This window comes from Rhizobium rhizogenes NBRC 13257 (assembly GCF_000696095.1).
GTDB lineage: Bacteria > Pseudomonadota > Alphaproteobacteria > Rhizobiales > Rhizobiaceae > Rhizobium > Rhizobium rhizogenes.
This window is the reverse complement of the sequence record NZ_BAYX01000013.1, coordinates 101198-126405: the sequence shown is the minus strand read 5'-3', so window position 1 is coordinate 126405 and position 25208 is coordinate 101198. Positions and strand designations below refer to the sequence as shown.

Below are 25208 nucleotides of genomic sequence, written 5' to 3'. Positions count from 1 at the left end.
GGAGGAGATCGCCGTTCCGATGCTTAAGTTCTACCAGATTTGACCGAAAGATAAATCGCCGATAGCGCAATGCAGCAATGCACACAGATCATAGCTCCGAAAAATCCCTGCCCAAAAAACGCTTCTTTTACATCATCCGGAGCTACGAGCAGGCGATTCCAAAAATCATACTTTTGCGTATTATCGGCGAAAACGCACGATTCGTAACGTTGCGTCTCAGGTCGTGAGCGTTCGCCATTGTCCTGGGCGATTCTAGTCATGCATTTTCGCGACATCAAAGTCCCTCAATATGCACGGAGAATGGAAAACCCCATTAAATTCGTGTGGTTACGGCTTGCAGTGGCGCTATGCTTTTTCAGATATATCCCCTAGCCAAGCTTCCTCGGCCGTTATATCTCTCGAGATATCTCGACAATCTCTGGGAGAAATATGATGGCCACCGGTCGCCGCCAATGGTTTAAACTTGCAACTGCCGCCCTCTCCGCCGCCTGGCTTGGCCTGTCGGCCATTCCGGCACCGGCGCTTGCCGCCGACAAGATCACCGTCTTTGCCGCCGCCAGCATGAAAAACGCGCTCGACAACCTTGATGCCGCCTTCACCAAGGAAACCGGCAAGCAGGTCACCGTCTCCTATGCGGCAAGCGGACCGCTGGCCAAGCAGCTTGAGAATGGCGCACCCGCCGACGTCTTCATCTCCGCCGACAAGAACTGGATGGACTATGTCGCCGAGAAGAAACTGATCAAGGATGACAGCCGCGTCGATCTGCTCGGCAACAAGCTCGTCCTCGTCGCCGCCAAGGACAAGGCAAAGCCTGTCGAGATCAAGCAGGGCACGGACCTTGCCGGCCTTCTCGGCGACGGACGCCTGGCGATTGGCCAGCCGGAATCGGTACCGGCCGGCAAGTATGGCAAGGCCGCGCTCGAAAAGCTCGGCATCTGGTCGTCCGTCGAAAAGAAGGTCGCCGGCGCTGAAAGCGTACGCGCTGCCCTCGCTCTGGTTTCGCGCGGCGAAGCACCCTATGGCATCGTCTACCAGACCGACGTTTCCGCCGATCCGGGCGTCGTCGTCGTCGGCACCTTCCCAGCAGACAGCCATCCGCCGATCGTCTATCCGATCGCGATCACCGCCAGCAGCACCAGCCCGGACACGCAGGCCTATGTCGACTATCTGAAATCGGCTAAGGCTGTTCCGTTCTTCGAGCACGAAGGCTTCACGGTCCTGAAGCGTTGAGCCTCATCGTTCGACCATAGGCAAGGGCTTATCCCTCCAGGCTCGCCGGCTGATGGCGAGCCTGAGATATTTTTGCGAGGCGGGACTTGGACGCATTGGGTTTGAGCAGCGACGAATGGACGGCGATCGAGCTGAGCCTGCGCGTCTCGACCGTCGCCATGCTGGTGAGCCTGCCCTTCGGCATCGCCGCCGCGCTATTGCTTGCCCGCGGCAAATTCTGGGGCAAGTCGATCCTCAACGGCCTCATTCATCTGCCGCTGATCCTGCCGCCGGTTGTCACCGGCTTCATCCTACTCATCCTCTTCGGCCGCAAAGGCCCGATCGGCTCATTGCTCGACCAGTATCTCGGCATCGTGCTCTCCTTCCGCTGGACGGGTGCGGCCCTTGCCTGCGGCGTCATGGGTTTTCCGCTGATGGTCAGGAGCATCCGCCTGTCGATCGAGGCGGTCGACCGCAAGCTCGAGGAGGCGGCCGGAACGCTCGGCGCCAGTCCGCTCTGGATCTTCCTCACCGTCACCCTGCCGCTGATCCTGCCCGGCATCATCGCCGGCATGATCCTCTCCTTCGCCAAGGCGATGGGCGAGTTCGGCGCCACCATTACCTTCGTCTCCAACATTCCCGGCGAAACGCAGACCCTGTCCTCGGCGATCTACACCTTCACGCAGGTGCCGGGTGGCGATGCCGGCGCGATGCGGCTGACGATTATCGCCATCATCATCTCCATGGCAGCTTTGCTCGCCTCGGAATTCCTCGCCTATCTCGCCGGCAAGAGGGTGGATTTCGAATGACGCTCTCCGTCGATATCCGCCATCGGTTGGGCGCCTTCTCGCTTGACACCGCCTTCACTACCGACGGCGGCGTCACCGCGCTCTTCGGCCGCTCCGGCTCCGGCAAGACCTCGATGATCCGCATCATCGCCGGCCTCATCCGCCCCGACCATGGCCGCGTCAGCCTCGACGGCGACGTGCTTGCCGATAGCGATAAGCGTCTCTTTATTCCGCGCCACCGCCGCCGTTTCGGCTATGTTTTCCAGGAGGCGCGACTGTTTCCGCATCTTTCCGTGCGACAGAACCTGAATTACGGCCGCTGGTTCGCGCCGAAGAACGAGCGCGGCGAAAGCTTCGATGGCGTCATCGATCTCTTGGGCATCGAAGCTCTTCTCGATCGGCGGCCGGGAAAGCTTTCCGGCGGCGAAAAGCAGCGCGTCGCCATCGGCCGCGCGCTCCTGTCCTCGCCGCGACTGTTATTGATGGACGAGCCGCTGGCCGCACTCGACGAAGCCCGCAAGGCCGAGATCCTGCCCTATCTCGAACGGCTCCGCGACGAAACGAAAGTGCCGATCATCTATGTCAGCCACTCGATTGCCGAGGTGGCGCGGCTGGCGAACCGCGTCGTCGTCATGCGCGACGGCAAGGTGGAGGCGATGGGACCAGCGGTCGAGATCTTCAGCGAGCTTTCTGGCCCGCAGGCCAGCGACCGTCGTGAAGCCGGCGTCCTGCTTGAGGGCCGCGTCGAGCATATCGACCGCCAACACCGCCTGACCATCGTCGCGCTGAAGGCAGCAAAGCTCTTCGTACCCGGCGAGGCCACCGGCATCGGCAAGACCGTTCGCGTCCATATTCCCGCCCGCGACGTCATGCTGGCAACAGGCAGGCCGGAAGGGCTCAGCGCCCTCAACATTCTCGACGGCTGCATATTGGGGATGGGGGCTGCCGCCGACGGCACGGTCGAGGTGAAGGTCGATTGCGGTGGCGACATCGTGCTTGCCCGCATCACGCAATTTTCCGGCGAGCGCATGGATCTGCGTGTTGGCCTGCCCATCCATGCGGTCATAAAGACCGTGGCGCTCGAATCGTAAAATCGATCAGGGCTTCGTGGACTGCGCCGCAATGGCCTCGCCATCGCTGCGATTAGCCTCCAGCCATTCGAGGTCGCCGGCGATTGCCGCGCGCACCGCGCCTTCCATGGAGCGGAACCGCTGCAACAACTCCTCGCCGAACGGCGTCAGCACCGCGCCGCCGCCCTTTTGGCCGCCGCGCTGCGATTCGACCACCGGCTCCCGGAACATGTGGTTCAATTCGCTGATGAGCAGCCAGGCGCGGCGATAAGACATGTCCATGGCGCGGCCGGCCGCCGAAATCGAGCCGGTTTCGCGAATATGCTCGAGAAGCTCCATCTTGCCGCGCCCAAGCCGCTCCTGCCCGGAAAAATGGACACGGAGGACAGGCTTCAGGGATTGTTGCAGAGCTTTGGTCATGGCATCGGGGCGTTTCGGTCTGCTCTCGTGTATACGCGGCCTTCGCCCGCCTGTACATGGCACGCAAGTTCGGCGGATATTGCCGCGCAGGAAGCTTTGATCGGACCCTTCAGCGAACAATTGCCCATATATGGTGCTAAAGAGCCGGCCTTTGACACAAAAGCGTGTCTTCACGGCCAATAGATAACGACCGGCGTCTTGAAACCTTTATGCTTTGATGCCTATCTTTATAGTGTGATCGACTCAGATCACCTATGTGCATGTTCTGTTACTCAAGGAAGGAAAAGCACTGACAACAGTACACGCCAAGGGAAGAACGCCTGTCGTTATCCCGAAGAGCCCGGAACGTGGCGTCGATGCCGCCGCCCGAGCCCTGCAAGCCGTCCTCGTTAGCCTCGAGGACTCCAAGGCCGAAAATATCGTCACTATCGACATTGCTGGCAAATCTGCGCTTGGAGACCACATGGTCGTCGTCTCCGGACGTTCGAACCGTCATGTCCTGGCGATTGCCGACCACCTGACCACCGATCTCAAGGACGAAGGCCTGGGTTCTCCCCGCGTCGAGGGCCTGGAAGGCGGCGACTGGGTGCTGATCGACACCGGTGACATCATCATCCATGTGTTCCGTCCTGAGATCCGCGAGTTCTACAACATCGAGAAGATGTGGGCCGCGCCTGACCTCGACGAGGGCACGTTGCACTAACCGGTTCCCGGAAGCACTTCCCGGCCCCGGCAGGCTATTTTGAAGCGCCGGACATGATTGTCCGGCAACAGTCTATATGCGTGCCGCTATGACGGCGGATATGCTTGGGAGTGGGAATGCGAATAGGTCTTTTTGCCGTGGGACGGTTAAAAACCGGCCCTGAAAAGGATCTTGCGGCCCGTTATCTCGACCGTTTTGCCAAAGCTGGCCCGGCGATCGGGCTGGAATTGGCGCGGATGACCGAAGTGGCCGAAAGCCGCGCCTCGAACGGCGAGACGCGTAAGCGTGAGGAAGCGGTTCTGCTGCAGAAAGCGCATCCGGACGGCGGCATCCTCATTCTCCTCGATGAGCGGGGCAAGGCGCTCGACAGCGAAGCCTTCGCCGCTTTGCTCGGCACCTTCCGCGATCAGGGCAAGCGCGACCTGACGATCGCCATCGGTGGCGCCGACGGCCTCGACCCTTCCCTTTATGACAGAGCCGACGCCACCATCTGTCTCGGCAAGATGACCTGGCCGCACCAGCTTGTGCGTATTCTCATTGCCGAGCAGCTCTACCGCGCCGTCACCATTCTGTCGGGGCATCCCTACCACCGGGTTTGACGGTCCGTCGGCGAGAATCCAGCCGCTCGAAAACAGTTTGGCTTTGCGCCGTTTTGCGTTAACGGAACGCTCACACAGGCGTGTTTTGATTCCCGCCGAAAAAGTCATGATGCTTCCTAGGTAATCGCGGCAAATCAGCTTATTTTCACGCGATCTAAAGGGACCAAGCCCGAACCGACTGGATGAGAAAAACCCCGCCCACGTTTTCCCGCCTGCTGCTGCCATCCCTGGCGGTGTGTTTTGGCGTGGGTGCCTATGTGACCGGGCCATTTCAGTTCCAGGACGTGGCGCTCGCGCAGGAAGATGGCGGCATGGCGGCGCAGGCGCCAAGCGATCAACCTGCCGCAGCACCGCCATCGATGGGACCAGCGGAACAGGCCCCGGATCCAGCGGCCGAACTTGCCCGCAAGCGCGACGAGACCCGCGCGGCACTGGAGGATCTGTCGAAGACGATCAGCCTTTCCTCCGACAAGACCAAAGCCTTGACGGACAGTATCGCCGCGCTCGATAAAAGCACCGCCAGCCTGCGCCAGGCCCTGATCGACAGCGCCACCCGCCGCAGGGATCTGGACCGCAAGATCCAGCAGAGCGAAAAGACACTGACCGATCTCGCGGTCAAGGAAGACAAGATCCGCAAATCGCTGCACGATCGCCGCGCGCTGCTGGCCGAAGTTTTAGGTGCGCTGGAGCGCATGGGCCGCAACCCGCCGCCAGCGCTGCTGGTGACGCCCGACGATGCGCTTGCCTCGGTGCGCAGCGCCATCCTGCTCGGCGCCGTTGTCCCCGGCATGCGCAAGGAGACGGACAAGCTCATCGCCGACCTGACCGACCTCACCAAGCTGCATACCGCCACCGCCACCGAGAAGGCCGACCTCACCACCACCATGACCAACAGTCTGGAGGAAGAACGGCGCATGGACATGCTACTCAGCGAGAACGACAAGCTCAGCCATGAGAACGCCGCAAAACTCGATGCCGAGCGCAAGCGCTCCGAGGAACTGGCCGGCCAGGCGACCAGCCTCGAGGGCCTTGTCGCCTCGCTCGAAAACCAGATCGGCTCGGTGCGCGACGCCGCCGCCGCCGCGCGGGCGGAACAGGCCCGCCGCGAGCAATTGACCGACCAGCAGCGCGAGCAGGCCAAGGCTCTGGCCGAAAGCGGTGTGCCCGATAAAAACCGCATTGCGCCCGCATATCCGTTCTCCGATCTTAAACGGAAATTGGAGCTGCCTGTGGCGGGCGATATTCTCCGCCAGTTCGGCGACGACGACGGTACGGGACATACGGCGATGGGCGTTACGCTCGCAACCGGCCCCGACGCACTCGTCACCGCTCCTGCCGATGGGACAGTCGTTTACGCCGGCGCGTTTCGCAGCTACGGCCAGATGGTCATTCTAGACACGGGCGACGGCTACCATATGGTGCTGTCGGGTATGGACGCGATCAAGACGCGTCTGGGCAAATTTGTTTTCGCCGGCGAGCCGCTCGCGGTGATGGGCCAAAAAAGAGTCGCTAGTGCGACTGCATTGGCGCTGGAAACAGATCGACCAACGCTTTACATTGAATTTCGAAAAGATGGGAAGCCGGTCGATTCTCGACCCTGGTGGACCTCAAAGGATACTGGAAAGGCACGCAATGATACGTAGGGCTTCTCTTGTTCTCGTTGGCGCATTGATGGGTGCGACCGCGATGAGCGTTATCTACACGGCGGTAGTGCCGGCGGAAGCCGCTGGTTCTTCCACGTACAAGGAATTGTCGATTTTCGGCGATGTCTTTGAACGTGTGCGCGCGCAGTATGTGACGCCGCCCCAGGAAGACAAGCTGATCGAAGCCGCCATCAACGGCATGCTGACCTCGCTTGACCCGCATTCGAGCTATATGAATGCCAAGGATGCCGACGACATGCGCACCCAGACCAAGGGTGAATTCGGCGGTCTCGGCATCGAAGTGACGATGGACAACGACCTAGTCAAGGTCATCACCCCCATCGACGACACGCCCGCCGCCAAGGCTGGCGTTCTCGCCGGCGACTACATCACCGCCATCGATGGTCAGTCCGTACGCGGCCTGAAGCTGGAAGATGCCGTCGAGAAGATGCGCGGCGCGGTCAAGACGCCGATCAAGCTGACGCTGCTGCGCAAGGGCGCCGACAAGCCGATCGAACTCACCATCATCCGTGACGTGATCGCCGTTGCCGCCGTCAAGTCGCGCGAAGAGGGCGATGTCGGCTATCTTCGCATCATTTCCTTCACCGAAAAGACCACGCCGGATCTCGAAGCCGCGATCACCAAGATCAAGAAGGACATCCCGGCCGACAAGCTCAAGGGCTATGTCCTCGACCTGCGCCTCAATCCAGGCGGCCTGCTCGACCAGGCGATCAATGTTGCCGACGATGTGCTGGAGCGTGGCGAAATCGTCTCGACCCGCGGCCGCAATCCGGATGAAACCCGCCGCTTCAATGCCGGCCCGGGCGACATCACCGACGGCAAGCCGATCATCGTGCTGATCAACGGCGGCTCGGCTTCGGCTTCGGAAATCGTCGCCGGCGCCCTGCAGGACCTGCGCCGTGCTACCGTCGTCGGCACGCAGTCCTTCGGCAAGGGCTCGGTCCAGACGATCATCCCGCTCGGTGACGGAAACGGCGCGCTGCGTCTGACGACGGCGCTCTATTACACGCCATCGGGCCGCTCCATCCAGGGCACCGGCATCACGCCTGACATCAAGGTCGACCAGCCGCTGCCGGACGATCTGAAGGGCAAGCTGGTAACCGAGGGCGAATCCAGCCTACCAGGCCACATCAAGGGCCAGAGTGAAACCGACCAGGGCTCCGGCTCGGCCGCCTATGTGCCGCCGGATCCGAAGGACGATCTCCAGCTCAACTACGCGCTCGACCTGCTGCGCGGCGCCAAGACCGATCCGGCCTTCCCGCCGAATCCGGAAAAGGCGGTTTCCTCCAAATAAGGAAACAGCGCCGGGCTGGAAACAGACCCGGCGCTTTTCATATCCGGGGCGAGGTGACCGGTCTCATCTTGCTTCCGCCGCCGGAATGAGCGCGATCTCATTCGACATCTATTCGGATCATGCTTTCGTGTTTTGAGTCTGGGGCAGACAGTTTCCCGCTTGGGGTGGATACGGACTTTGGGAACGGATTTGCATGCACCGCTCGGCCAGAACCGCGGACCGGACCGTAAGCGGCGGCGGCCGCCCTTCGGGCGCATCCTTGCCGGCTTCTGTCTGATCGCAATCGCCAGCTTTTCCCTCTATTCGGCGTTGTTGCGCGATACTCTCCAGAAAACCCCGCCGCCGGTCGAGACAGCCGAGAAGACGGCGCCCACGCCACCGGCTGACACTAGACCCGCCGCGGCCGATCAGCCGAGCCTGACTGAGGTCGATCCGCAATCCGGCGCCAATACCTCTCGCATCGTCACCAGCGATGGCTCTGTGGTGACCATGTTCAGCCCGACCGCGCGCGACGGCAGCGGCCCGGTGCTGATCAATGCCAACCAGATCGGCCAGGATCCGCGCATGGCGGCAACGCCGAACGAAAGCCTGCTGGAGGATTCACCCTTCGGCAAGCTGCCGATCACAGCGCCAAGCGGGCTTAGATCAATGGACCAATATGCCCGGCCCTGGTCCGGCGCCCGCGGCACCCGCGTCGCCATCGTCGTCAGCGGCCTCGGCCTTAGCCAGACCGGCACGCAGCGCGCCATCGAGAAGCTGCCGGAAGAAATCACCCTCGCCTTTGCCGCCAGCGGCAACAGCCTGCAGCGCTGGATGCAGGAGGCGCGGCGCGGCGGCCATGAGATCCTGATCCAGGTGCCTTTCGAGCCTTTCGACTATCCCAGCAACAATCCCGGGCCTGAGACGCTTTTGACCTCGCAATCGGCGGCGAAGAACATCGACAACCTGCACAAGGCCATGGGCAAGATCACCAACTATACCGGCGTGATGAACTATCTCGGCGGGCGCTTCCTGTCGAACACCGACGCCCTGCAGCCCGTCATGCGCGATATCGGCAAGCGCGGCCTGCTGTTCCTCGACGACGGCTCGTCCGCCCAATCCAAATCCGGCACCGTCGCCAAGGCGCTGGAGACACCGCATGCTTTCGCCGACATGCAGCTTGATGGCGAATTGCAGCAGGATGCCATCCTGAAGAAGCTCGACGAGCTGGAGCGCATCGCGCGTCGCAATGGCACGGCGATCGGCGTCGCATCCGCCTTCGACGAGAGCATCGACGCCATCAGCAAATGGAGCCAGGAGGCAGCCATGCGCGGCATCGAGATCGTTGCCGTCTCGGCACTTGCCGACGACCCTAAAGCAATTCCAGGAAAAGTGCGTTAGCGGTTTTCTGTCCGGAATTGCGCAGAAACAATAAGCTAGAGCGCTGAAGCGCTCTAGACACCCCTGACCCCCAGAGGACAAGATGAGCAAAACCAACTCACCCATCAAAGCCGAAGACCTGCCCTATCGCCCCTGCGTCGGCATCATGGTGCTGAACCGCGAGGGGCTGGTCTGGGCCGGCAAGCGCATTCCGATCGGCAATTCCGAATATGACGGCTCACCGCAGCTCTGGCAGATGCCGCAGGGCGGCATCGACGCCGGCGAGGATCCGCTGGAGGCAGCCTATCGCGAGCTCTATGAAGAGACCGGCATGAAGACGGTGACGCTGCTTGCCGAGGCAAAAGACTGGATCAACTACGATCTGCCGCCGCAACTGATTGGTATCGGCCTCAAGGGGAAATTCCGCGGCCAGACCCAACGCTGGTTCGCCTTCCGCTTCGATGGCGACGAGAGCGAAATCGCCATTAACCCGCCGCCCGGCGGCCACGAGCCGGAATTCGACGCCTGGGAATGGAAGCCGATGGCGGAGTTGCCCGGCCTGATCGTCGCCTTCAAGCGCCCGGTCTACGACCAAGTGGTGGCTGAATTCCAGCACCTGGCAGGCCTGAAGGCCGAAGACTGACGCAAGCTGGGATCCGGCCGCCTCGAAAAGCGGCCGGATCCGAATGCGATTATTCGGCGGTATCGGCCGAATCGGCGTTGAGCTGGCCGTATTTGGCCTCGCCGATCTTACCGAGCAGTTCGAGCTGGGTTTCCAGGAAGTCGATATGGCCTTCCTCATCGATCAGCAGCTGTTCGAACAGCTTCATCGACACATAGTCGCCGGCGTCATGACAGATGTCGCGCGACTTCTTGTAGGCGGTGCGGGCGTCGTATTCGCCGGCAAGATCCGCTTCCAGCACTTCCTTGACATTCTGGCCGATACGCAGCGGTGCCAGCGTCTGCAGGTTCGGATGTCCTTCTAGGAAGATGATTCGGGCGACGAGACGGTCGGCGTGCTGCATCTCCTCGATGGATTCCGCACGCTCCTTCTTGGCAAGCTTGGTGTAGCCCCAATCTTCGAGAAGCCGGTAATGAACCCAATATTGGTTGACTGCGCCGAGCTCGAGGAACAGAGCCTCGTTAAGCCGCTCGATGACTTTTTTGTCGCCTTTCAATGTCCGCTCTCCTGTTTTCTTCATGGAATTTTTTCAGGCGGGACATGAAATCAAATATTTCGGCTTCCGTCGAGTGGCGACGGGCATGATAGTCTTCGGTTGTCTGTATAATGATATCAACGACATTCGGGAAACAACCGCAGCAACGGCCGCGCTTCGACATGGCGTGATACACCTTGGCGGGGACGATGAGCTGCCAACAGTCCTCATCCAGGAACTCGTTGATGACGTCCCGGATTTCCTTGTCGGTGATATAATTACAGCTACAAACCAGCATTCTTCGCTCAGTCCGTCAAACATGACATTTGCTATCCTGTTATCTGCGAAAGAAGAGGGTTCTTGTCAAGTAAAGAATCGATTCATTTTTCGTTAGGCAAAGCTCGGGATATCGCCCTACGAGGGTAGCGACATCCCGCTTTTCCCCAGACTTCAATGAAAATTGCGGCCTCGCGGCATGACTCTGGCCGTCCCGGCAATATCGCCGCGGCCATCCGTCGCGATCTCGCCAGCCAGGCTTTGCGCCGACCGGCCATCCTCCACAAGTCGTTTCCTCTGCCGATGATCCATGGTTGGACGCAGGGCCTCGTCCGCCCGGTCACTGACGCCGAAACGCCGGGCTTCGCGCTGCAGAATGCCGAGCGCCGGGGTCATGTCCTCGATATAATCGACCACCACATGGATGACACCGCTCTCACTCTGCAGGCGGCCACGGATCTTGACCAGCCGGGCACCCATGACGATGGCGCGGTATTTCTCGAACATCTTCGGCCAGACGATCGCATTGGCAACGCCGGTCTCGTCCTCGAGGGTCATGAAGATCACCCCATTCGCCGAGCCCGGCCGCTGGCGCACCAGCACCAGTCCCGCCACCGTCACCATGCGCCCATTGGCGATAGTGGGCAGATCCCGGGTCTGTACGATGCCCATGCGGGCGAAATCCGCGCGTAGGAAAGAAACCGGATGTGCCTTCAGAGACAGCGAGAGATAGCGATAATCCTCGATCACCTGCTCGCCGGGCAGCATCTCCGGCAGCGAAACATCTGCCTCGACCTGCAGGTCGGCGCGATCGGCTAGATCGAAAAGGGGAAGCTTTTCGGCGGCACTTTGCGCATCCAGCGCCCTGACGGCCCACAGCGCCTCGCGGCGCTCAAGCCCGATCGACCGGAAGGCATCGGCATCGGCAAGCCGCTCGATGGCGGACTTGGCAAGGCCGGAGCGCAGCCAGAGATCGCGCACGGAGGCATAGCCAGAGCCGCGACGGGCAACGAGTTCACCCATATCGGTTTCCGATAGCCCTTTGACCTGCCGGAAGCCGAGACGGACGGCTCGGTTCGTTCGGATCACTTCCCGCATCGACGCATGACGGGGCTCGATCGCATTCCTGTCGAAACGCGCCTCCTCCAAAAGCGAATCCCATTCCGACCGGTTGATATCCACCGGCCGCACCTCGACGCCATGTTCTCGCGCATCGCGTACGAGCTGCGCCGGCGCATAGAAGCCCATCGGCTGCGAATTCAACATCGCTGCGCAGAAGACATCGGGATAATAGGTCTTGATCCAGGAAGACGCATAAACGAGGAGGGCGAAGGAAGCCGCGTGGCTTTCCGGAAAGCCATATTCGCCGAAGCCCTTGATCTGCTCGAAGCAATTCTTGGCGAATTCACGGTCATAGTTGCGAGCAACCATGCCTTCGACCATCTTCTTCTCGAAGGTATGGATAGTACCGGTTCGCTTGAACGTCGCCATCGCTCGGCGCAGCTTGTCGGCCTCGGCAGGCGTAAAACCTGCGGCCGTAATGGCGATCTGCATGGCCTGCTCCTGAAACAAGGGGACGCCCAGCGTTCGCTTCAGAACCTCCTTCAGCTCAGGGCTCGGATAGTCGAGATCCTTTCCCGCCCGATCAGCCTCCCGTCGCTTGAGATAGGGATGCACCATATTGCCCTGGATCGGCCCAGGCCGAACGATCGCCACCTCGATGACCAGATCGTAAAATTTGCGGGGCTGGAGACGCGGCAACATGCTCATCTGCGCCCGGCTTTCGATCTGGAAGACGCCGATAGTGTCGGCGCGACAGATCATGTTATAGACGGGTATGCGGTCGGGATATTCGCCACTCCCAAGATCGGCAAGCTGCTTCTTTACATCATAATGTAGCAGAAGGAGATCGAAAGCCTTGGCAAGGCAGGTGAGCATACCCAGCGCCAGAACGTCGATTTTCAAGATATTGAGACTGTCGAGATCGTCTTTGTTCCACTCGATCATATAGCGATCTTTCATCGCCGTATGCATAATCGGCACGACTTCATCCAGCCGGTCCCGGGTGATGACGAAACCGCCGACATGCTGGGTCAGATGGCGCGGAAACCCCATCAGCGTCGAGGCATAGGAGAGCACGCGCTTCGTCGTCTTGTCCTTGAGATCGAGGCCCGCCAGCCGTGCCTCGCGCTCGGACAGCTCTTCCGTCGACCAGCCCCAGACGCCGCTCGCCAAGGCCGACTGCACATCCTCCGACAGGCCGAAGGCCTTCGCCACTTCGCGGCCGGCCGAACGCGCCCGATAGCTGGTGACCGCCGCCGTCAGTCCGGCATGCTCCTTGGAATAATGGTCATAGATGAACTGGATGACCTGATCGCGCTTCTCGTGTTCGAAATCGACGTCGATATCCGGCGGTTCCTCGCGTTCCGTCGAGATAAAGCGCTCGAACAAGAGTGTTGTGATCTCCGGATTGACCTCGGTAATCCCAAGGCAATAGCAGACTGTGGAATTGGCGGCGGACCCACGACCCTGACAGAGAATATTCCGACTACGGGCATATTCCATGATGCGATGCACCGTCAGGAAATAAGGCTCGTATTGCCGCTCGCGGATGAGCGCGAGCTCATAATCGATCTGCTTGGCGACCTTTTCGGGAATCTTATCGGGATAACGCCGTTTCGCGCCTTCCCGCGCCAGCCGCTCCAGCGTTTCCGATACGGTCTCGCCCGGAACGCTTTCGTCGGGATAATTGTGCTTCAGCTCATCCAGCGAAAAAGACAGCCGATTGAAGAATTTCTGCGTATTGGCAATGGCCTTCGGATAGTCCCTGAAAAGACGCGCCATCTCGGCCCCACCCTTCAGATAGCGCTCGGCATTGGCCGCGAGTTTGAAACCGGCTTCAGCGATCGGCACATGTTCGCGGATCGAAACGACGATATCGGCAAGCGGCTTGCGTTCGGTTGCGTGATAAAGCGGCTCGTTGCTCGCGATCAGCCGCACGCCGTTTCGAAGCGCCAGGATAGAAAGGGTCGCAAAAACCAGTCGATCCCGCCCGTCATATGCAGGCGACAAGACCATATGAAGCTTCCTGCCGAAGCGCATCCAAAGCCGCGCAAGACATTCCTCCAGCTTTGCCTGTCCTTCCGGTGTCTCCACGTTCGCCGCATCTGGAACGAGCGCCAGCATCATCTCGTCGCCCCATTCCAGCAGGTTGCTTTCGTTCAGGATGCAAACGCCTTTTTCGCCACGCAGATTGCCGGCACTCAGCAACCGGCAGAGATGCGCCCAACCCTGGCGGTTCTGTGGGAAAGCGAGAATGTCGGGTGTGCCGTCCGAAAAGACGAGGCGGGCGCCGGGCTGAAAGCGATAGCCATGCTGCTTGGCAATGACATGCGCCTTGACCACGCCGGCGACGCTGTTGCGATCGGCAAGGCCAAGGCCGGCAAGGCCGGCGATCTTCGCGCCCAGCACCATCTCTTCCGGATGCGAGGCACCTTCGAGAAAGGAGAAGTTCGACCGTGCTCCGATCTCGAAAAAAGGGGCCGACCCGGAAAAGGACGGATGGCCGCTCACGCGAAAACCCCATGCATATACCAGCCCGGCGCAGCATCCTGCCCATAGAGCCCCTTGCGAAACAGCCAGTAGCGATGACCGTCCTCGTCCTCAATGCGGAAATAATCACGCTCGGGGACGTCTTCCGCTTCCTCGATCCACCATTCCGCCGCCAGCCGCTCCGGCCCTTCGGCCCGCAAGACCCGATGCATCATCCGCCGCCAACGGAACTGCCGGGGTGGGCCATCAGGCACCTCGGCGGCAAAGGCCTCGATCGGCTCCGGCGTGCGAAACAGCCGGAGCGGTCGTTCGCCCCGGAAAAAGCCGTGACCGGCATCTTCGCTGCCCGTCCGCCTGCGAGTAGCGAGGATGTCCATAGCCGGCACCGGCCGGGCGGCTCGCTCGGGAATATGGCTTTGCCGCAACTCGAAACCCTGCAGGCAATCCGGCCCCAGCCGCGCCGCAACCCGGTCGGCGAAGGCGGCAAGCGACGTGCCCTGCCGGTCCTCCTCGACGAAATCGCCCTGCATCGCGTCGAAAGGCGCATGCTGCAGGACGTTCAGGCGGACGATCTCGAAGCCGTATCCGACATCGAGATCGTCATGAATGGCGGTAAAGCGCTCGGTGAACAGGCCGGCGATCCGCCTCGGCTCGCGCAACGGCTGCGACGCGCCGGCAGCAATGCGGAACACCGCGCCGTCGACCCTAAACAGCAAGAGTTCGAACAAGCGGCCGCCGACACCGCGCGCTTCCAGCCCCGGCTTCAGGGTTTCGGCAAGCTCGCGGGCCAATTGCAGGATATCAGCCTCGGCCTGCACCGGCTCAGCAAGCCGCCGCTCGGCTGACAATTGCGCGACCGGCCGGCGCGGCGAGATCGGTTCCTCAGTCAGGCCAATGGCCTGATCGAGCCGCAGAAGCAGCTGCGCGCCAAAACGGCGGGTGAGTGGCGCCCGCGGCGCGACAAGAAGATCGCCCACCTGCTTCAACCCCAGCTTCTGCAATGCGGCGACGGTTTCCTCGCCGAGCCTCAGCGATGCGACCGGCAACGGCGCCAGCGCCTCTTCCATGGCGTCCGGCGGGACGACGCGGCTGTCGTCAAAGCGGGCAACCGCCCAGGACAGGCCCGGCGCCGAGGAGATGGCGCCACGAACGTCGAGACCCAGCCCGGAAATGCGGATCAATATATCCTCGAGCAGTGCCTCTTCGCCGCCGAAAAGATGGGCGCAGCCAGTAATGTCGAGAAAAAGCCCGTCCTTGCCGTCGATCGCCACCAGCGGCGTATAACGATCGCACCAGTCGGCGATCGCCTCCAGCAGCTTGCGGTCTGCCGCCGGATCCTCTTCGATGACGTCGAGAGCGGGACAGATTGCCTTCGCCTCGGCAACACCCAGGCCGAGCTTCAGCCCGATGATCTCCGCCTTTTCGTTGAGCGCGGTGAGCCGCATGGCATTGCTGAGTTTGCCGGCGCAGGCGAGCGGCGGCGCTTCAAGCCGGCCATCTGTACGCCAGGACAGGCCCCAGCGCTTGCGGGCGATCCGGTCGGTCGGCAGATGCGGGAAGGTCAGCGCCAGAATGCGCTGCGTATTCGTCGGGAAAGGCAGGACGCTGAGCGTCGGGGACAGGGGAAAACTGGCGGTCATGGGCATTCCATTCCAGGGTTATGGAAAAAGGCGCCGGGTTACGGCTCTTTTCCAGGGTGAGATGAAAGGCCGGATGACCGATGCTACCGCCAAGCATCGATCCGTCCGGTAGAAGCCGCGCCAAAGCCGGCGCGGGTTCGACGCAGAGGCGGAAGAGGGCGCTGCTTGCCTCCTCCTCGCCCCCCTGCCGCAATAAGAACAAAGGCCGTCCCGCCGCCTTGGCCCGAAGCGCGAGCCGCCGGCTTTCGGTCAGACCGAAACGGGCCGGATTGCCGCGCACTTCCAGGATGACGACCGCAAAGGCAGCACTTGCGAGTGCCGTCTCCGCCAGCCACAACGCCTCTTCCAGCTTGCGCGGCGAGGCCTGCAGGAAAGCGGACGGTTCCAATCCGAAATCCCTGATGCCGATGGGGTAGGGCAGGCCCGCCTCCATCGCCGCGACCGTGTCACCGATCCATAGAACCGGCGCCACAGCCGCGGTCTTGCCGGCGGCTTGCGCCCCAAGCCGCGCGGCAAGAGCAAACGTGAAAGCGCTGGCCGCACCCGCATGACGCAAGGCCAGCGAACGGATTTCCGTCAGTGCATCGAGCGGCACACCGCCCTGCATCGCCTCATCGAGATCGACAACCCCGATGGCAAGCAGCGACTGGGCAGCATCCGCCTGACTGGCATCAGGTTCCATCGCCTGCGTCTCATGCGCAGCCGCTGACAGCGCCGGTATCGGCCTGCCTTCCAGTCGGGCGATGGTTTCACGCAGGGCAAAAAGCGTTTCCCGCGCCACGGCGGTCTCGGCCATGACGTTAGCTCCAGATCAATTATGTTCCTGTTATGTTCTTATGGATTCCAGAGGTCGAGGAAAGAGTCAACATGATTCTATGAGAAAATATTCCTCTGCCACAATCGGCTCTCGAAAAAGCCGAGCAAAGGCTCTATATGACCAGCTACGGAAGGAAGCATTCATGGCCCGCATTGACCAGAGCGAGGATTGGCGGGACCGCCACGCACCCTCAATCAGCACGTTTGAATCACTGGCCACGGAGGCTTATAGCCACCTACCGGACGAATTCCGTTCGCTCACCGGCAATCTCATCATTGTGATCGAGGATTTTCCAGACGACGACGTGTTCGAGGACATGGCGCTGGAAACGCCCTTCGATCTGCTCGGCCTGTTCGAAGGTCGCGGCATATCCGAGCGCTTCACCGCCCAGACCGGAGAAATGCCGAACAAGATCCGCCTCTATCGCCGGCCGATCATCGATTACTGGGCGGAAAACGAGGAAACCCTCGGCGACATCATCACCCATGTCCTGATCCACGAGATCGGCCATCATTTCGGCCTGAGCGACGAGGACATGGAGCGCATCGAGGAAAGCGCGGAAGAAGCGACGGATCGCTAGAAGAGCAGTCCTATTGCTGCACGCCTATTGCTCGGAAAGCTTGATCTCAGGATCATAATCCTTGCCGACAACTTCCTTGACGACCGCCTGGCCGCACTGCATCACGCCGGTCGCGGCGTTGAAGCTATAGGTCGGCGAGCCCGAGAGATCCCAGCCCTTGTTCAGCGCGGCGGTCACCTTGTGGCAGAAGGAAGCGTCATCCGGTCCGGTGAGGAAGCGATAGAGTTTCATCGAAGCGTCTTTCGTAACATCTCGGCCTCACCCTCAACTTGCCGAAGGGCGATGGCGTTTTGCAATCAGGCGAGCTTTATGAACCAGTCTCTCCGCCTGGACAAGATGCAGCCGCTCGACCATGCGGCCGCCGAGATTGACGACATTAAGGCTCGCGGCGGCGGGATCGGAAAAGGCGGCGATGATCGCCTCCGCCTCGGCAATCGCCGTCTCGTCCGGCCCGAAATGCCGATTAGCGGCCTCGATCTGGTTCGGGTGGATCAGCATCTTGCCAGCAAAGCCCATGGCGCGACCTTCGTCGCATTCGGCGTCCAGCGCCTGCATATCCTTGAAATCGTTGAAGACGCTGTCGATGGCATCGAGCCCGTAGGCACTGACGGCCAAAATCACCTGCATCAGCCAGGGCGCGAGATAGGTGCGACCCGCCTGCGGCAGCACGCCGGTCTCCTTGCGCAGGTCGTTAAGGCCGACGACGAAGCAATCGAGCCGGCTTCCCGGGGTACGCCCGGCCTCGGCAATGGCGGCCGCATTCAGAATGCCGCGCGGCGTCTCGATCATCGCCCAGATGCGCAGGCTCTCCGGCGCATCCGCCTCGGCAAGCCTGTCGCTGACGACAGTCACATCCTGCGGTCCGTCGACCTTGGGCAGAAGTACCGCATCGGGTTCGAGTGCCAGCACCAGCTCCAGGTCGTCGGCGCCAAAACCGGATGACAGCGTATTGATGCGGATGATCCGCTCCTTGCCGACAGGCGGCGGGCCGGCAAAAAAGACCTTCAAATTCTCCCGCGCCTCCGCTTTCTTCTCCGGCGCCACGGAATCCTCGAGATCGAAGATGATCGCATCGCAATCGAGGCTGACGATCTTTTCAAGCGCGCGAAGGTTGATCGCGGGTACACTCAGCACCGAACGGCGCAGGCAGACGGAACGGGGAGGGGCAGCTCTACTCATCCTCCAGTTTTGCCGCGCTTTCAATCTCTAGGCAAGATGACAATGGCGCGACAACAAAAAGCCACGCTCCTCTTGCAGATGGGAGAAGAGAGGACCACATTTCCATGAGTAGAGAGGTCTCGACCATGAAAAACATCCGTTCCTTGTTTATCGCGCTTGCCGGCATCACCGTGTTTGCGGCGATGGCGTTGTTTACCGTTTCGCTGACGCTCGCCGTCGGCGGCATCCTCACCGCGCTTATGGTGGGCCGCGCGATTTCGCTGCGGATGAAGCCGGTTCCGGTGCGCGCCAGGGCGAACAACGGTCAGCGCGAGATGCGCGTCTGGAACGACGGTCGCGGCACGATCATCGATCTCTGATATCGGGCAGGGCGGCGTCTTGCCGCGCCCGAGGCGCTTGTGCGCGCAATTCCCAAATTGCAGCACCGCGACGGATGCGCCCACCTGCGGAGCATTTCCAAGATTCCCCTTCATTTTGGGCCGGATTTGCGCTATTGGCAGGATAATTCGTGCATAGACGAAAATTGAAGGCAGGACCTATGGACAAGTTCGTGAAGTTGACCGGTGTCGCAGCACCCCTCCCGGTCGTCAATGTCGACACCGACATGATCATCCCCAAGGATTATCTGAAGACCATCAAGCGCACCGGTCTCGGAACGGGATTGTTCGCCGAAGCCCGTTACAATGAAGACGGATCGCCGAACCAGGATTTCGTGCTCAACAAGCCGGCCTATCAGAACGCCAAGATCCTCGTCGCCGGCGATAATTTCGGCTGCGGTTCCTCGCGCGAACATGCTCCCTGGGCGCTGCTCGACTTCGGTATCCGCTGCGTCATCTCGACCAGCTTCGCCGATATCTTCTACAACAACTGCTTCAAGAACGGCATCCTGCCGATCAAGGTCAGCCAGGAAGATCTCGACAAGCTGATGGACGACGCCTCGCGCGGCTCCAACGCCATCCTGACGATCGACCTGGAAAACCTCGAGATCACTGGCCCGGACGGCGGCTCGCTGAAGTTCGAACTCGACGAATTCAAGCGCCACTGCCTGCTGAACGGCCTCGACGATATCGGCCTGACGCTGGAAAAGGCATCCGCGATCGACAAGTTCGAAAAGTCGAACGCCGCCGCTCATCCCTGGGCTGCCTGATCGATTTCATCATAATATTTGCGTGTCGAAGCCGGGCTGAAAAGCCCGGCTTTTTCTTATGCCGCGGCGTATAAAGGTCATGAGATCCGGTCGGCTGTAATATGCCCGACAAGAAGCGGGTTCATACAGCCTCTGCGGAGCGCCCAGAGGCCGCTCCCGTCCCCGATTTTCTCCCCCTACTGGAGCATTCCATGACCTCCCTTCCCATTGTCGGCGCCGCCATGACGCTCACCGACGTCGAAACCCATCGCGGCTGGCTGCTCGAAAAGCCGCGCGACCTGGAACTGCAGAGTTTCGTTGACGCCGAAATCCTGAATGGCGACTGGGCGCCGCTTGCCGAGCGTGCCAGAAAACTGCTCGACGGCCATCAGGGCCGTCTCGGCATCCACGGCCCGTTCTGGGGCTTCATCATCGCCTCGCAGGATCCCGATATCCGCGCCGTGGTTTCCAAGCGCCTCCTGCAGGCGCTGGACGTCTGCGCCAATATCGGCGCGACGCAGATGGTCATCCATAGCCCCTATACGTCCTGGTCCTACAACAACCTGGACAACAACAAGGGCGAACGCGAAAAGATCATCGAACATACGCACCTGACGCTGAAGGACGCCGTCAAGCGCGCCGAAGACATCGGGCTGACCATGGTCATCGAGAACATCGAGGACAAGGATCCGCATATCCGCGTCGGCCTCGCCGACAGCTTCAATTCGCCGGCTGTTGCCGTGTCGATCGACACCGGCCATGCCCATTATGCCCATGGCTACACCGGCGCGCCGCCAGTCGACTACTACGTCCACGCCGCCGGCAACCGCCTGCAGCACATCCACCTGCAGGACGCCGACGGCTATGCCGACCGCCATTGGAGCCTCGGCGAAGGCAACATCCACTGGCGCGCCGTCTTTGCCGCCCTTGCCAAGCTCGACAGCAATCCGCGCCTGATCATCGAGATCAAGGACAAGTCGAAGATCCCGGCATCGGCCGCTTATCTGGCCTCACTGGGGCTGGCTGAGTAAGAGGCAGTGAGTCGGGGCCACCCTTGTCCTTCGAGGCTCCGCACCTCAGGATGAGGGTGGAGCGACCTTTTCAGCCAAGCACAAAAGATTAGCCCTCACCCTGAGGTGGCCCGCAGGGCCCTCGAAGGGTGAGGGCGGGTGATTGGCCGCAAAAGCCGCAAAACCGTACCGTTTCTCGCCCTTCCTCGCTTGAAAAGCCGCATTTGCAGGTCTAAGAACCCGCAACTTGTTTCTTTTGCGGAGGCTCTTCCCATGACAGTGCGCAATCTCTTCCTTCTGCCGGGTGACGGCATCGGCCCTGAAGCCATGGGCGAAGTCCGCAAGATCATCGCCTATATGAACAAGGCGAAGGGCGCCGGTTTCGTTACCGACGAGGGTCTGGTCGGCGGCAGCGCCTATGACGCGCACGGCGCGGCAATCTCCGATGCCGATATGGCCAAGGCGATGGCCGCCGATGCCGTTCTCTTCGGCGCCGTCGGTGGTCCGAAGTGGGATGATGTGCCTTACGAAGTGCGCCCCGAAGCCGGCCTGCTGCGCCTGCGCAAGGATCTTCAGCTTTTCGCCAACCTGCGCCCGGCCATCTGCTACCCGGCGCTAGCGTCGGCCTCTTCGCTGAAGCCGGAGCTGGTCGAAGGCCTCGATATCCTGATCGTCCGCGAACTCACCGGCGGCGTCTATTTCGGCGAACCGAAGGAAATCATCGACCTCGGCAACGGCCAGAAGCGCGGCATCGACACGCAGGTTTACGATACCTACGAAATCGAACGCATCTCCGGCGTCGCCTTCGAACTGGCGCGTACCCGCAACAACCGCGTCTGCTCGATGGAAAAGCGCAACGTCATGAAGTCCGGCGTGCTCTGGAACCAGGTCGTCACCGCGACACACAAGGAAAAATATGCTGACGTCCAGCTCGAACATATGCTAGCCGACGCCGGCGGCATGCAGCTCGTTCGTCAGCCGAAGCAGTTCGACGTCATCGTCACCGATAACCTCTTCGGCGACATGCTCTCCGACGTCGCCGCCATGCTGACCGGCTCGCTCGGCATGCTGCCGTCGGCCTCGCTCGGCGCCCCCGACGCCAAGACCGGCAAGCGCAAGGCGCTCTACGAGCCGGTGCACGGTTCGGCCCCCGACATCGCCGGCAAGGGCATCGCCAACCCGATTGCCATGATCGCCTCCTTCGCCATGTGCCTGCGCTACTCCTTCGGTCTCGTGACCGAGGCCGACGCGCTGGAAAAGGCGATCGCCAACGTGCTCGACAGCGGCATCCGCACCGGCGACATCATGTCTGCGGGCAGCCGCCAGGTCGGCACCACCGAAATGGGCGACGCTATCCTGGCCGAATTCAAGGCCCTTTCGGCATAAATCGCCGGCTATATTTCACGTGAAACACAAAAGCCCTCGCTCCTGCTTGCAGAGCGAGGGCTTTTTCGTTGATCCCGCCACCGGACACAAATCATGGCTTCGCGGCCTCGCCGACCGTCTCAAATCTGTAAAAAAACTGTAGCAGGAACCTGCTAGGCGTAGTCGTCGACTGGGGTGGAAATGTCGGCGACGGGCGGTGAACATGCAGGCGATCTTGACGTCTCTCGACAGGCGGTGGCGGCGAAGCAGACATGGCTTTGCGCCGTCGCATTGGAAGATCTGCCTGTTCCTGACCGCCAATATCGTCCTGCTTTCAGCCCTGCTCTTCGACTGGCCGGTGGGCGCCAATATCAGGAACATGGCGCCGCCCATTCATTTCTTCGGCAAGATGCTCACGAACTTCGGCGAATCCGGTTGGCTCATCCTGATCAGCGCCTTCCTGTTCTTCGAGGGCTGGGCCGGTAGCCGGCTGTTGCAATCGGCGCGCTGCCGTTGCCAGGCGCTGCGCATCTGCCAGATCGGTGGCTATCTGCTGACGACGATCGCACTTTCGGGCATTCTCGCCAACCTATTGAAACGCGCCATCGGCCGTGCCCGCCCCACGCATTTCCAGGATTGGGGTCCCTTCGGCTTCTCGCCCTTCAATGGCCATGCCGGCTTCGAAAGCTTCCCGTCCGGCCATGCGACCACCATCGGCGCCTTCTTCGTGGCGCTGGCCTTCCTCTTCCCGCGCTATCGCTACCTCTTCATCGCCTGCGCCCTCTGGCTCGCCGCGACGCGCGTGATGATCGGTGCGCATTATCCAAGCGACGTCATCGCCGGCCTGGCACTCGGCGGCTGGTTCTCCTTCATGATGGCGATTGTTTATTCCCGCTACGGCCTGCTCTTCCGCATCGGCGAGGCCGGCTGGCCTGTGCCGAGACTGCCGCTGCTGAAGGGGAAGTAGGGGATCCCATCCGCCCTCATGGTGAGGTGCTTTGATGCCGAAGCATCAGCGAAGGCGGCGAAGCCTCGAACCACGAGGGTCGGCCCCTAGCTCTCGAAAAAATCATTTGCGAATTGAACATCGACCTGTCCACCCACCCCGAATGGTTGCCAACCATCCCTCACATTCATATATCTGGAGCGGTGAAGCTGCGGGAAATTGTTCCCGCTTGCGATGTGGTAAAGACGATGACCGATGCCGGGCAGACACGATTGAGCGAGAGGCAGATGGGGCTGATTGCCCGGGCGCTTGCCGAGCCGCGTCGTGTGCAGATCCTGAAGGAGATCGGCGGTACTGCCGATCCCATGCCTTGCAGCGTGCTGAACCAATGTCATACCGTCAGCGCCGCCACGATGTCTCATCACCTCAAGGAACTCGAGAATGCCGGTCTCATCGAAATCCTGCGGGACGGCAAATTCGCGAGCCTGCTTCTCCGGCGCGACGTGCTCAACGCCTATATGGCCGAGCTTTCCAACATCTGACAATTCTTCGCCTGCCACGCGCGCCCGCTCTTGTATCACTTAGATGATTATCTAAATATCAAAGTGACAGGATGACGGCCGTCGCTTCAGGGCCTCGTTCGCATCAATAGTTCGATAATTATAAAACTATCTAACAATATCTCGACAGGAGATGACATGAGCAAGCTAGAAGGCAAGGTCGCGATCGTGACCGGAGCATCGAAGGGTATCGGCGCGGGTATCGCCAAGGCATTTGGCGAGGCGGGCGCAGCCGTCGTGGTCAATTATGCATCGAGCCGGGAAGGCGCCGACAGGGTCGTGGCCGAGATCAAATCCAAGGGCGGCAAGGCGATCGCGGCACATGGCGACGTTTCAAAATCCGCCGATGTGAAGCGGCTTTTCGCCGAGGCCAAGGAGGCGTTCGGCGGCGTCGACATCCTCGTCAACAATGCCGGCGTCTACAAGTTCGCGACGCTGGAAGAGATCACCGAAGAGGAATTCCATCGTGAATTCAACATCAACGTCCTTGGCACATTGCTGACGACGCAGGAAGCGGTGAAGTATTTCGGCCCAGAAGGCGGCAATGTCATCAATATCGCCTCGAATGCCGTCACCCTGAACCTGCCGACCGCCGCCGTCTATACGGCGACCAAGGCGGCCGTCACCTCGATCACCCAGATCCTCGCCAAGGAACTTGGGCCTCGCAACATCCGCGTCAACACCATCTCGCCCGGCGGCGTCGAGACTGAAGGCGTGCATGCGGCCGGCGTCATCGGCAGTGATTTCGAAAAGCATCTGGTTTCGCAAACGCCGCTCGGCCGCCTCGGCCAGCCGACGGACATCGCCCCGATCGCCGTCTTCCTCGCCTCGAAGGATTCCGCTTGGCTGACGGGCGAAACCCTCTATGCCGGCGGTGGCCTGAAGTAACCGCCCATTCACCAGACCGCTCTCCTCCTCGCGAGGGGAGCGGCATTGTTTCGCATATCGCGACGCCGCTCAGGCCTGCTACATTAGAGAGCGATTGCCAAACCCTCTACGTCTTCATACTATCATTCCGTTCGGGTTTTCCGCAGATCATCGCGGCCGGTTTTGCTACGAAATGCTCGCGGCAGGTCCCGCCTGCCATGCAATTCCACGCAACAGCGAATGTCATCGAACTCCGCTAACATCTCCCTGCGACCGCCATTGCGAACAACGAAACGGAGCACGTCATCATGAGCAGCGCCAATACCAAATCGAAACTGGGTACCCGCACCAATCTCAGCGAAGAAGCGACACGCGATATTTCCGCAGCGTTGAGGGCATTGCTGGCCGATGTTTTTGCGCTTTACCTCAAGACCAAGAATTTCCATTGGCATATGAGCGGCCCGCATTTCCGCGACTACCACCTGCTGCTGGACGAACAGGGTGAGCAGCTCTTCGCCATGACCGATCCACTTGCCGAGCGCGCGCGCAAGATCGGCGGCACGACGCTGCGTTCCATCGGCCAGATCGCCAAGCTGCAGCGTATCCCCGACAATGATGCCGACTATGTCGACGCCCAGGACATGCTCGCCGAGCTGGCGGACAACAATCTCAAGCTTTCAGCCGAAATCCGCGCCACCCACGACGTTTGCGACGAATATGGTGATATCGCCACTGCCAGCCTGCTGGAAAACTGGCTGGACGAAACAGAGCGCCGCACCTGGTTCCTGTTCGAATCCACGCGCAACACCAATCGCTGAAACTTCGCTCCGATTTCCGCGTTCCCACCAGGGTGGGAACGCAAAATCCTTGACTCCTGTGGAAAACCTCTTAGAACCGGCGACGGAAAAGGAAGACCTCCATGGTTCGCTTCGAACAGATCGATAGCTTCGCTCACCTGGCGCAATGTGCCGGGCGGGATGTCTATTTTCCGGTTTCTTCCAAAACCAAGGCCAAAACGACGACGAAA

Annotated in this window: 26 protein-coding genes and 1 pseudogene; 19 read left to right on the top strand and 8 right to left on the bottom strand. The window is 60.9% G+C overall.

Features of this window, described 5'->3' with window-relative positions; all coding sequences use genetic code 11:
- Positions 1-432: 432 nt before the first annotated feature.
- From modA to modC, 3 genes are all read left to right on the top strand, one after another.
- The gene (gene modA, locus RRH01S_RS26045) at positions 433-1230 is read left to right on the top strand and encodes a molybdate ABC transporter substrate-binding protein (RefSeq protein WP_042475247.1); all 798 of its coding nucleotides are present in this window, start codon (positions 433-435) and stop codon (positions 1228-1230) included.
- Between the two features lie 86 nt (positions 1231-1316).
- Positions 1317-2018: a molybdate ABC transporter permease subunit gene (gene modB, locus RRH01S_RS26040; protein ID WP_007698821.1), complete on the top strand. Its 702-nt coding sequence runs from the start codon at positions 1317-1319 to the stop codon at positions 2016-2018.
- Entirely contained in the window at positions 2015-3088 is a 1074-nt protein-coding gene (gene modC, locus RRH01S_RS26035) for a molybdenum ABC transporter ATP-binding protein (RefSeq protein ID WP_042475244.1), read from the top strand. The genes modB and modC overlap by 4 nt, the downstream gene beginning before the upstream one ends.
- A 6-nt stretch (positions 3089-3094) precedes the next feature.
- Here modC and RRH01S_RS26030 read toward each other — a convergent pair whose 3' ends face one another.
- Positions 3095-3487 (bottom strand): winged helix-turn-helix domain-containing protein, encoded by a 393-nt coding sequence (locus RRH01S_RS26030; protein WP_007698813.1) that lies wholly within the window; start codon positions 3485-3487, stop codon positions 3095-3097.
- Positions 3488-3747: 260 nt separating this feature from the next.
- Here RRH01S_RS26030 and rsfS point away from each other — a divergent pair.
- The 6 genes and pseudogenes from rsfS to RRH01S_RS26000 all read left to right on the top strand — a co-directional run bounded on the left by rsfS (position 3748) and on the right by RRH01S_RS26000 (position 9749).
- Positions 3748-4190: pseudogene (rsfS, locus tag RRH01S_RS26025) on the top strand (ribosome silencing factor).
- A 116-nt stretch (positions 4191-4306) separates the two neighbouring features.
- Complete coding sequence (rlmH, locus tag RRH01S_RS26020) at positions 4307-4789, top strand: 23S rRNA (pseudouridine(1915)-N(3))-methyltransferase RlmH (RefSeq protein ID WP_007698806.1); 483 nt, start codon at positions 4307-4309, stop codon at positions 4787-4789.
- A gap of 182 nt (positions 4790-4971) precedes the next feature.
- Positions 4972-6432, top strand: a complete 1461-nt coding sequence (locus RRH01S_RS26015; RefSeq protein ID WP_007698802.1) for a murein hydrolase activator EnvC family protein — start codon at positions 4972-4974, stop codon at positions 6430-6432.
- Positions 6422-7747 (top strand): S41 family peptidase, encoded by a 1326-nt coding sequence (locus tag RRH01S_RS26010; RefSeq protein WP_012652981.1) that lies wholly within the window; start codon positions 6422-6424, stop codon positions 7745-7747. The genes RRH01S_RS26015 and RRH01S_RS26010 overlap by 11 nt, the downstream gene beginning before the upstream one ends.
- 177 nt (positions 7748-7924) lie before the next feature.
- Positions 7925-9127 (top strand): divergent polysaccharide deacetylase family protein, encoded by a 1203-nt coding sequence (locus RRH01S_RS26005; RefSeq protein WP_012652982.1) that lies wholly within the window; start codon positions 7925-7927, stop codon positions 9125-9127.
- An 82-nt stretch (positions 9128-9209) separates the two neighbouring features.
- Positions 9210-9749 (top strand): RNA pyrophosphohydrolase, encoded by a 540-nt coding sequence (locus RRH01S_RS26000; protein ID WP_007698787.1) that lies wholly within the window; start codon positions 9210-9212, stop codon positions 9747-9749.
- 49 nt (positions 9750-9798) lie between these two features.
- Here RRH01S_RS26000 and bfr read toward each other — a convergent pair whose 3' ends face one another.
- Both bfr and RRH01S_RS33655 read right to left on the bottom strand, forming a co-directional pair.
- Positions 9799-10284 (bottom strand): bacterioferritin, encoded by a 486-nt coding sequence (gene bfr / locus RRH01S_RS25995; protein WP_007698784.1) that lies wholly within the window; start codon positions 10282-10284, stop codon positions 9799-9801.
- Positions 10250-10522 (bottom strand): (2Fe-2S)-binding protein, encoded by a 273-nt coding sequence (locus RRH01S_RS33655; RefSeq protein WP_229202621.1) that lies wholly within the window; start codon positions 10520-10522, stop codon positions 10250-10252. Before RRH01S_RS33655 ends, bfr begins: the two co-directional genes overlap by 35 nt.
- On the opposite strand from RRH01S_RS33655, the gene RRH01S_RS34920 reads away from it, so the two are divergent.
- On the top strand, positions 10409-10657 hold the full coding sequence (locus RRH01S_RS34920; RefSeq protein ID WP_229202622.1) for a hypothetical protein: 249 nt from the start codon (positions 10409-10411) through the stop codon (positions 10655-10657). The genes RRH01S_RS33655 and RRH01S_RS34920 overlap by 114 nt on opposite strands.
- A 56-nt stretch (positions 10658-10713) precedes the next feature.
- Here the strand turns inward: RRH01S_RS34920 and RRH01S_RS25985 are convergent, their stop codons facing one another.
- From RRH01S_RS25985 to RRH01S_RS34915, 3 genes are read right to left on the bottom strand one after another with little or no spacing between them, the layout of a single operon-like run.
- The gene (locus RRH01S_RS25985) at positions 10714-14112 is read right to left on the bottom strand and encodes an error-prone DNA polymerase (RefSeq protein ID WP_042475240.1); all 3399 of its coding nucleotides are present in this window, start codon (positions 14110-14112) and stop codon (positions 10714-10716) included.
- Complete coding sequence (locus tag RRH01S_RS25980; protein WP_042475428.1) at positions 14109-15536, bottom strand: Y-family DNA polymerase; 1428 nt, start codon at positions 15534-15536, stop codon at positions 14109-14111. Before RRH01S_RS25980 ends, RRH01S_RS25985 begins: the two co-directional genes overlap by 4 nt.
- Before the next feature lie 40 nt (positions 15537-15576).
- Positions 15577-16527, bottom strand: coding sequence for an ImuA family protein (locus tag RRH01S_RS34915; RefSeq protein ID WP_042475236.1), 951 nt, complete (start codon positions 16525-16527; stop codon positions 15577-15579).
- 163 nt (positions 16528-16690) lie between these two features.
- Between RRH01S_RS34915 and RRH01S_RS25970 the strand changes: the two genes are divergently transcribed.
- A complete protein-coding gene (locus tag RRH01S_RS25970; RefSeq protein ID WP_007698770.1) occupies positions 16691-17128 on the top strand; it encodes a metallopeptidase family protein in 438 nt (145 codons plus the stop codon).
- Between the two features lie 24 nt (positions 17129-17152).
- Here RRH01S_RS25970 and RRH01S_RS25965 read toward each other — a convergent pair whose 3' ends face one another.
- Positions 17153-17359 (bottom strand): DUF1737 domain-containing protein, encoded by a 207-nt coding sequence (locus tag RRH01S_RS25965; RefSeq protein WP_012652987.1) that lies wholly within the window; start codon positions 17357-17359, stop codon positions 17153-17155.
- 33 nt (positions 17360-17392) lie between these two features.
- Entirely contained in the window at positions 17393-18307 is a 915-nt protein-coding gene (locus RRH01S_RS25960) for an HpcH/HpaI aldolase/citrate lyase family protein (protein WP_037219336.1), read from the bottom strand.
- A gap of 125 nt (positions 18308-18432) precedes the next feature.
- Between RRH01S_RS25960 and RRH01S_RS25955 the strand changes: the two genes are divergently transcribed.
- The 8 genes from RRH01S_RS25955 (at position 18433) to RRH01S_RS25920 (ending at position 24999) form a co-directional block, all read left to right on the top strand.
- Positions 18433-18666, top strand: coding sequence for a hypothetical protein (locus RRH01S_RS25955; protein ID WP_037219472.1), 234 nt, complete (start codon positions 18433-18435; stop codon positions 18664-18666).
- A 179-nt stretch (positions 18667-18845) separates the two neighbouring features.
- Positions 18846-19454 (top strand): 3-isopropylmalate dehydratase small subunit, encoded by a 609-nt coding sequence (leuD, locus tag RRH01S_RS25950; RefSeq protein ID WP_007698764.1) that lies wholly within the window; start codon positions 18846-18848, stop codon positions 19452-19454.
- A gap of 191 nt (positions 19455-19645) precedes the next feature.
- Entirely contained in the window at positions 19646-20464 is an 819-nt protein-coding gene (locus tag RRH01S_RS25945) for a sugar phosphate isomerase/epimerase family protein (RefSeq protein WP_012652989.1), read from the top strand.
- A 252-nt stretch (positions 20465-20716) separates the two neighbouring features.
- Positions 20717-21829, top strand: a complete 1113-nt coding sequence (leuB, locus tag RRH01S_RS25940; protein ID WP_042475232.1) for a 3-isopropylmalate dehydrogenase — start codon at positions 20717-20719, stop codon at positions 21827-21829.
- A gap of 202 nt (positions 21830-22031) precedes the next feature.
- Entirely contained in the window at positions 22032-22775 is a 744-nt protein-coding gene (gene lpxE, locus RRH01S_RS25935) for a lipid A 1-phosphatase LpxE (RefSeq protein WP_007698755.1), read from the top strand.
- 227 nt (positions 22776-23002) lie between these two features.
- Positions 23003-23296 (top strand): winged helix-turn-helix domain-containing protein, encoded by a 294-nt coding sequence (locus tag RRH01S_RS25930; protein WP_012652991.1) that lies wholly within the window; start codon positions 23003-23005, stop codon positions 23294-23296.
- A 156-nt stretch (positions 23297-23452) separates the two neighbouring features.
- On the top strand, positions 23453-24202 hold the full coding sequence (locus RRH01S_RS25925) for a glucose 1-dehydrogenase (protein ID WP_007698743.1): 750 nt from the start codon (positions 23453-23455) through the stop codon (positions 24200-24202).
- 287 nt (positions 24203-24489) lie between these two features.
- Positions 24490-24999, top strand: a complete 510-nt coding sequence (locus tag RRH01S_RS25920) for a Dps family protein (RefSeq protein WP_007698742.1) — start codon at positions 24490-24492, stop codon at positions 24997-24999.
- Positions 25000-25208 lie beyond the last annotated feature (209 nt).

Bases quoted from the DNA above. Each gene is read 5' to 3' on its own strand.
- RRH01S_RS25930 (WP_012652991.1), top strand. From the start codon at position 23,003: ATGACCGATGCCGGGCAGACACGATTGAGCGAGAGGCAGATGGGGCTG.
- modC (WP_042475244.1), top strand. From the start codon at position 2,015: ATGACGCTCTCCGTCGATATCCGCCATCGGTTGGGCGCCTTCTCGCTT.
- leuB (WP_042475232.1), top strand. From the start codon at position 20,717: ATGACAGTGCGCAATCTCTTCCTTCTGCCGGGTGACGGCATCGGCCCT.
- RRH01S_RS25920 (WP_007698742.1), top strand. From the start codon at position 24,490: ATGAGCAGCGCCAATACCAAATCGAAACTGGGTACCCGCACCAATCTC.
- RRH01S_RS26000 (WP_007698787.1), top strand. From the start codon at position 9,210: ATGAGCAAAACCAACTCACCCATCAAAGCCGAAGACCTGCCCTATCGC.
- rlmH (WP_007698806.1), top strand. From the start codon at position 4,307: ATGCGAATAGGTCTTTTTGCCGTGGGACGGTTAAAAACCGGCCCTGAA.
- RRH01S_RS25980 (WP_042475428.1), bottom strand. From the start codon at position 15,536: ATGCGGCTCACCGCGCTCAACGAAAAGGCGGAGATCATCGGGCTGAAG.
- RRH01S_RS25970 (WP_007698770.1), top strand. From the start codon at position 16,691: ATGGCCCGCATTGACCAGAGCGAGGATTGGCGGGACCGCCACGCACCC.
- RRH01S_RS34915 (WP_042475236.1), bottom strand. From the start codon at position 16,527: ATGGCCGAGACCGCCGTGGCGCGGGAAACGCTTTTTGCCCTGCGTGAA.
- RRH01S_RS25925 (WP_007698743.1), top strand. From the start codon at position 23,453: ATGAGCAAGCTAGAAGGCAAGGTCGCGATCGTGACCGGAGCATCGAAG.
- lpxE (WP_007698755.1), top strand. From the start codon at position 22,032: ATGCAGGCGATCTTGACGTCTCTCGACAGGCGGTGGCGGCGAAGCAGA.
- RRH01S_RS26030 (WP_007698813.1), bottom strand. From the start codon at position 3,487: ATGACCAAAGCTCTGCAACAATCCCTGAAGCCTGTCCTCCGTGTCCAT.
- RRH01S_RS25960 (WP_037219336.1), bottom strand. From the start codon at position 18,307: ATGAGTAGAGCTGCCCCTCCCCGTTCCGTCTGCCTGCGCCGTTCGGTG.
- modA (WP_042475247.1), top strand. From the start codon at position 433: ATGGCCACCGGTCGCCGCCAATGGTTTAAACTTGCAACTGCCGCCCTC.
- leuD (WP_007698764.1), top strand. From the start codon at position 18,846: ATGGACAAGTTCGTGAAGTTGACCGGTGTCGCAGCACCCCTCCCGGTC.
- RRH01S_RS25955 (WP_037219472.1), top strand. From the start codon at position 18,433: ATGAAAAACATCCGTTCCTTGTTTATCGCGCTTGCCGGCATCACCGTG.
- RRH01S_RS25945 (WP_012652989.1), top strand. From the start codon at position 19,646: ATGACCTCCCTTCCCATTGTCGGCGCCGCCATGACGCTCACCGACGTC.
- RRH01S_RS26010 (WP_012652981.1), top strand. From the start codon at position 6,422: ATGATACGTAGGGCTTCTCTTGTTCTCGTTGGCGCATTGATGGGTGCG.
- RRH01S_RS26015 (WP_007698802.1), top strand. From the start codon at position 4,972: ATGAGAAAAACCCCGCCCACGTTTTCCCGCCTGCTGCTGCCATCCCTG.
- RRH01S_RS25965 (WP_012652987.1), bottom strand. From the start codon at position 17,359: ATGAAACTCTATCGCTTCCTCACCGGACCGGATGACGCTTCCTTCTGC.